Raw genomic sequence first — 5954 nt, 5'->3', positions numbered from 1 at the left:
TACACCAACTCACCACCGCCACTCGCAGCGACAGATAGTACCGCTCCCTCTCCTTCATCTACACTAACAGAAGTAGGTTGCGTAGAAATTTGAACAGGGTCTATCACAACTACTGGTGGCAATTCGTTAACTACTACTAAAGCAGTCAAAGACTCCAGGGTACCTGACTCATCGCTCACCAGAACATCATAACTGCCTGAGTCGGAAGTATCTGCAGCTGAAATCAATAGTGAACTTAGTACCGCCCCTTGAAGCTCAACACCATCTCTACGCCACTGATAGCTTAGCTCGCCACCGGTAGCTCCCACACTTAATAAGACCTCTTCCAACTCATCAACAATTACACCTTGAGGCTGGCTAATAATTTCGAGGTCAGGAGTCTCGTTAAGCTCTGCTACGTCGTTATAGGAATCATTCGTTTCCTGTCTAACCGCCGCAAATGTCTCGGCATGTTCACTATCTGGAAGCGCTTGCTCTAGATCTAATGCAATTTCGCTTGCCTCTAGAAAAACCTCATCCAGAGTAATCTGTTCATCGCCCTCAGTACTTTGAGCCCCTAGAACGCCATCACTGGCAATCACTTCCTCTACATGTTCGATTACTTCTTCAATCGTATCCCAACGACCCAGCTCAACCATTGACAAGAAAGAGGCTGACAAAACACCCATTTCCAGTTCTGCTTTTGTAATTGAACTATACGACTCAATAGCAGTTAAATCTGCTGGCGCCAAACGCATCGCACCAGCATCTAGATCTAGCAAGTCTTCAATGTGAGCGATAGATTCCTGAATACTATCAGCTGTCAAACCAATAGATTTAGCCTCCGCATGAGCTGCCGCCATATGCGTTAATGGGCTAAGATGAACATTATACTCCCGCCCTGCCACAATACCTGAAGCAACCGAGCGCAAACTAAAGCCAGACCCTGGGTTAAAGCTTTCACCAAAAGAAACGCCTTGCCCATCATTATCAATACAACCTTCCGTTGTATCGCACTTCATTCTGGTTCGACTATCAGCTGTCACTTCGACAACAACTGAGCCTTGTGAAATTTCCTGCTCAAGATTAAAGGTGTAGCGACCATTAGAGTCTGTTCTGACTGGACTCACCATTGGATTAACAGAACGAATAGTCTTGCCACCCTGCTCTTCTACTGAGTATAAGTTTACCAAGCCTTCTGAAACGACCCCTTTTATAGCGGTACCGCTAATCGTTGTAGTCACGGTATTGGTATTACCATCATCCGGAGTGGAATTTGACTCTTCACTGCCGCCACCAGAACCACAAGCCGTTAAAAGAATGGCCACACTTGAAGCTAATAGGTTCTTTGTAAGAGCGGCAATTCGCTTTTCACCAGTGTTGAGGAAAAATGTATGCATGAGAAGATTCCACTATTAAATTTCGATCTTGAGTAAGGAAATCTTAGCGCCAGAACACTTAAATTGACGGATAAACATCATTATTTAGCAACAAAAAGCGTCAACTTTTCGACAAATGATAAAAAATGTGAAATCGATGACAGGTGATACAGCACAAAGTTCACAAAAAATCCGCCAGAGTCTAAGAAACAAGCACTAGGAGTTTTTATTTATTTGTGCTCGAGAAGCTGCTTTACAGGTTTGAATGAACGCCGATACAGATTATTGACGCCTAATTGACGAAGCGCTTCTAGGTGCGCTTTAGTGGGGTAGCCTTTATGCTGTGCAAGGCCATAACCTGGATATTCCTTATCCAACTCTTTCATTTCTCTATCCCTTGAAACTTTTGCGATAATTGAAGCAGCCGCAATACAAGCAACTCGTGAGTCACCCTTTACCACTGCTTCACTAGGAATATTTAGTTGAGGGCAGCGATTGCCGTCAATCAAAACATATTCCGGTTTTATTGAAAGCGATTCGACCGCTCTTTTCATTGCCAACATCGATGCATGCAAAATATTGATTTCATCAATTTCTTCGACACTGGCCCGAGTAATGCTACACGCTAATGCTTTTTCATGAATCTCATCAAACAACATCTCGCGTTTTTTTTCAGAAAGTTTCTTTGAGTCAGCCAAACCTTCAATAGGGTTTGCTGGATCGAGAATAACTGCGGCAGCTACGACTGGCCCAACTAAAGGCCCACGACCCACCTCATCTACACCAGCAAGCAGCTCACCATTATACTGACAAACAAAAGCTTCATATTCCTTAGTCACAATACTTCCTTATTTGCCACTTTCTATCAGCTTAACTACCGCGTCAGCGGCTTGTTCACTTGCATTTAACCTCAAGCTTTTATGCAGTTCACTAAACGACTCTTGAGTTTCAGTTGCCTTAGAAGGTAAAAAGCGCTCCATTACCTGCTTTCCAATTAATTCTGGCTGAGCATCATCCTGAACTAGCTCGGGAACAAGCTCTCGACCAGCCAGCAAATTAGGCAATGATATGAAAGGAGCCTTCAGTAAGCGCTTCATAATATAGTGCGTAATCTTGGAGACTCGATAGGATACAACCATTGGACGATTTACCAGCATCGCTTCGAGCGTTGCAGTGCCCGACGCCAATACAATCACATCACTTGCAGCCATCACCTCACGCGAGCGACCTGAAATCAAGGTTAGCGGCAGGTTTACCTCGCAATCGTCTAACAAGGATAAAATTTGCTCTTTGCGCGCCTCATTAACATAAGGTAAAACAAATTTGATATTGGGGTCGCGCTCATACAACCAACACGCAGTATCAAGAAAGCTCTTACCTATATAAGAAATCTCACCTGCTCGACTTCCGGGAAGCAGTGCTACCAGTTTCGCATTTTGATCCAAGCCCAAAGCCTCACGAGCCGAGCTTTTATCTGAATGTTCTGGAATGCTGTCAGCCAGAGGGTGACCAACAAATCGTACTGCAACGTCATGCGCTTTATAAAATTTTGCCTCAAACGGAAAGAGAGTCAACATCAGATCGACTGCACGCGCTATTTTAAAAATACGCTTCTGACGCCATGCCCAAACAGAGGGGCTAACATAATGACCGGTTTTCAAGCCCTTTTTGCGCAAGGCCAATTCCAAGCCTATATTGAAGTCAGGGGCATCAATGCCAATAAAAGCATCCGGGCGTGATTTTAGAAAATGTTGTTTTAGGCGACGCCGAATACCAATCAGCTCAAAAATACGCCCAAGCACCTCAACAAGCCCCATAACAGAAAGCCGTTCCATTGGTACATGAGAGTTAAAACCCTCAGCTAGCATTAAAGGGCCACCAATACCTTCGAACCGAGCATTGGGATAACGCTTAAGCAGGGACTTGATCAAACCCGCACCTAAAATATCTCCGGAGGCTTCACCGGCTACCATTGCGATAGTCACTGGACGTTCAGATACAACGTTATCTGAAAGTTGTTCTTGAACCGATTGGTGTTCTTCAGCGCTACCCTTCATATCAGCCTAACGAATAATGCCCCGAGATGAGTTCTTGATACTTTCAACGAAGTGAGCAACATGTGCAGACGAAGCCGCTGCCTCTTCTAGCTCAATAAGCGCATCCTTCAAGTTCAAGCCTTGACGATAGATAACTTTATAGGCACGCTTTAGCTCCCGAATATCATCAGCGGTAAACCCTCTTCGCTTCAAACCTTCGGTATTCAGACCATGAGCCGAGGCAGATTGACCACTAGCCATGACAAAAGCAGGAATATCACGTAGAACAATACTCCCGCCAGCACTCATACTATGCGCCCCGATCTTACAGAACTGATGAACCATCGTTCCGCCACCCAAAATCACATTGCTTGCAACATGAACATGGCCCGCCAGGGTTGTGCTATTAGCAAAAATACAGTTATCACCGATAACACAGTCATGCGCTACATGTACATAAGCCATGAAGAGGTTATCACTACCAATGATCGTTTCCGACTGGTCCTGAGTAGTACCGCGATGAATAGTACAGTTTTCACGAATAATATTATTATCGCCAATAATTAATCGGGTAGGCTCTCCAGCATATTTTTTATCCTGGCACTCTTCTCCAACACTGGCGAACTGAAAGATCTTGTTATTCCGACCAATCGTTGTCGGCCCTTTAACAACCACATGAGAAAGTATCTGTGAACCTTCCCCTATCTCGACACCTTCACCAATATACGACCAAGGACCAACTTCCACACCAGCACCAATTATTGCCCCCTTTTCTACTATTGCTTGAGGGTGAACTTTAGTGTCTGAATGGATTTTGGCATCAGGGTGGATTGTCATTAACGTTCTCGCTCCGCTGTCATAATTTCTGCAATACAAGCAACCTCACCATCTACATATGCAGTACAGTCAAACTTCCAGATGTTATGCTTTGCTGCAATCAAATGAGATTCTAGTACCAGTTGATCGCCCGGAACAATTGGCCTTTTAAAGCGCGCTTTATTTGTTCCGGCAAAATAGTGTATTAAGTTTTCACTTGGCTTTTTGTTAGTCGTAATAAAGCCGAGTATGCCTGAAACCTGCGCTAGTGCCTCCAGCACAAGCACACCAGGCATGATTGGTTGATCAGGGAAATGTCCTTGAAAGTAGTTTTCGTTTACCGTCACATTTTTAAAGCCCTTGATCCATTCTCCGGCTTTAACCTCTGTAACTCGATCCACTAATAAAAAAGGGTAGCGGTGAGGAAGATATTCTTTAACGTCATTGATATCCATAATCATGAGATTCGACTCTTTTAAAGCAAGTTCAGGCAGTATCGCCAGCAGATCAAAACTATTTACTTGTCGGCAACAATCTTCTCTAATGCTTTTAAACGACCAGCCATTTTATCGAGCTGCCGAAGTCTTGCAATACTTTTCCGCCATTGAGCATTAGGCTGAACGCCCGTTCCAGACGAATACACGCCAGGCTCACTCAAGCTTTTTATCACCATCGTCATTGCAGTGATATGCACATCGTCAGTTATCGTTAAATGACCCGCTATACCACTTGCGCCGCCGATAACACAGTTCTTTCCGATCGTCGTACTCCCCGCAACAGCACAACATGCTGCCATGGCAGTATTTTCGCCAACACGGACATTGTGAGCAATTTGAATCTGATTATCGAGCTTAACGCCCTTCTCGATTACTGTATTGTCCAAAGCTCCACGATCAATGGCCGAATTAGCCCCGATTTCGACATCGTCCTCAATTACAACACCACCTAGCTGAACTATTTTTTCCCAGCCTCCCTTATTAGGAGCAAAGCCGAATCCATCTGAGCCTATCACGACACCACTATGAATAATGCAGCGCGCACCAATCGTCACGCCGTGATAGATATTGACGCCTGGATAAAGTCGAGTGCATTCACCTATCCGCGAGTCATCAGAAACTGTCGTATTTTCACCAATTACACAACCAGCCCCTAAGAAAACACCTTTACCAATTACTGCGCCAGCTCCCACAAAAACGCCTTCAGCGACCTCAGCAGTGTCATGCACAACAGCCGAAGGGTGGATATCTGAACCCGCACTAAGGTCAAGCTGGGTACTGTCCCACAAGTGAGTTAAACGCGCATACGCCAGGTAAGGGTTATCATGAATAATCAAATCTGCATCGTATGCTTCGGCTACCTGAGGGGTAACAATCACGGCACCGGCCTGGCTATCCGCTAAATATTTCTCATAGGCAGGATTCGCTAAAAAGCTTAAATCACCTGACTTAGCCGACTGCAGAGTCGAAAGGCCCGAGATGCTTATCGACGCATCACCTCGAACCTCTCCTTCCACATAGTCCGCCAAATATTTTAAGGTAAAGGCATTTTGCTTCATCTGATTAAACTCACGAAATATAGAAAGATCAGTTTAGCTTGTTAAGCTTCTCGATAATTTTATTTGTATAATCCATTTCTTGATTGGCATATAAAGCCGCTTCACGAGGAATCAACAAATCCAGTTTTTCTTCTTTTACTAGCTCGTTGATCGCTTGATCGATTTTGGGCTTTGAATCACTCAAAAACT

The 5954-nt window shown here is 44.6% G+C and carries 7 protein-coding genes; all 7 read right to left on the bottom strand.

The genetic code is table 11. From position 1 onward, the window contains the following. The coding region (locus A3766_RS08530; protein ID WP_197479443.1) for an immunoglobulin domain-containing protein at positions 1 to 1379 on the bottom strand (1379 nt) is incomplete at its 3' end. 209 nt (positions 1380 to 1588) lie between these two features. Further along, the gene (gene rnhB, locus A3766_RS08525; RefSeq protein WP_068508214.1) at positions 1589 to 2197 is read right to left on the bottom strand and encodes a ribonuclease HII; all 609 of its coding nucleotides are present in this window, start codon (positions 2195 to 2197) and stop codon (positions 1589 to 1591) included. A 9-nt stretch (positions 2198 to 2206) separates the two neighbouring features. Next, on the bottom strand, positions 2207 to 3415 hold the full coding sequence (gene lpxB / locus A3766_RS08520; protein ID WP_082880474.1) for a lipid-A-disaccharide synthase: 1209 nt from the start codon (positions 3413 to 3415) through the stop codon (positions 2207 to 2209). 6 nt (positions 3416 to 3421) lie between these two features. Beyond that, positions 3422 to 4231 carry an acyl-ACP--UDP-N-acetylglucosamine O-acyltransferase gene (lpxA, locus tag A3766_RS08515; RefSeq protein ID WP_068508215.1) on the bottom strand — a complete coding sequence of 270 codons (810 nt, stop codon included), beginning with the start codon at positions 4229 to 4231 and terminating at the stop codon, positions 3422 to 3424. Then, positions 4231 to 4671: a 3-hydroxyacyl-ACP dehydratase FabZ gene (gene fabZ / locus A3766_RS08510; RefSeq protein WP_068507400.1), complete on the bottom strand. Its 441-nt coding sequence runs from the start codon at positions 4669 to 4671 to the stop codon at positions 4231 to 4233. The genes lpxA and fabZ overlap by 1 nt, the downstream gene beginning before the upstream one ends. Before the next feature lie 56 nt (positions 4672 to 4727). Then, positions 4728 to 5765: a UDP-3-O-(3-hydroxymyristoyl)glucosamine N-acyltransferase gene (gene lpxD / locus A3766_RS08505; RefSeq protein WP_068508218.1), complete on the bottom strand. Its 1038-nt coding sequence runs from the start codon at positions 5763 to 5765 to the stop codon at positions 4728 to 4730. A 28-nt stretch (positions 5766 to 5793) separates the two neighbouring features. Beyond that, positions 5794 to 5949 carry an OmpH family outer membrane protein gene (locus A3766_RS32635; protein ID WP_369808612.1) on the bottom strand — a complete coding sequence of 52 codons (156 nt, stop codon included), beginning with the start codon at positions 5947 to 5949 and terminating at the stop codon, positions 5794 to 5796. Between the last annotated feature and the right edge of the window lie 5 nt (positions 5950 to 5954).

The sequence above is a fragment of the Oleiphilus sp. HI0132 genome (genome assembly GCF_001635845.1).
Note: the sequence above shows the minus strand (reverse complement) of the source record. Positions and strands in the feature narration are given on the sequence as shown.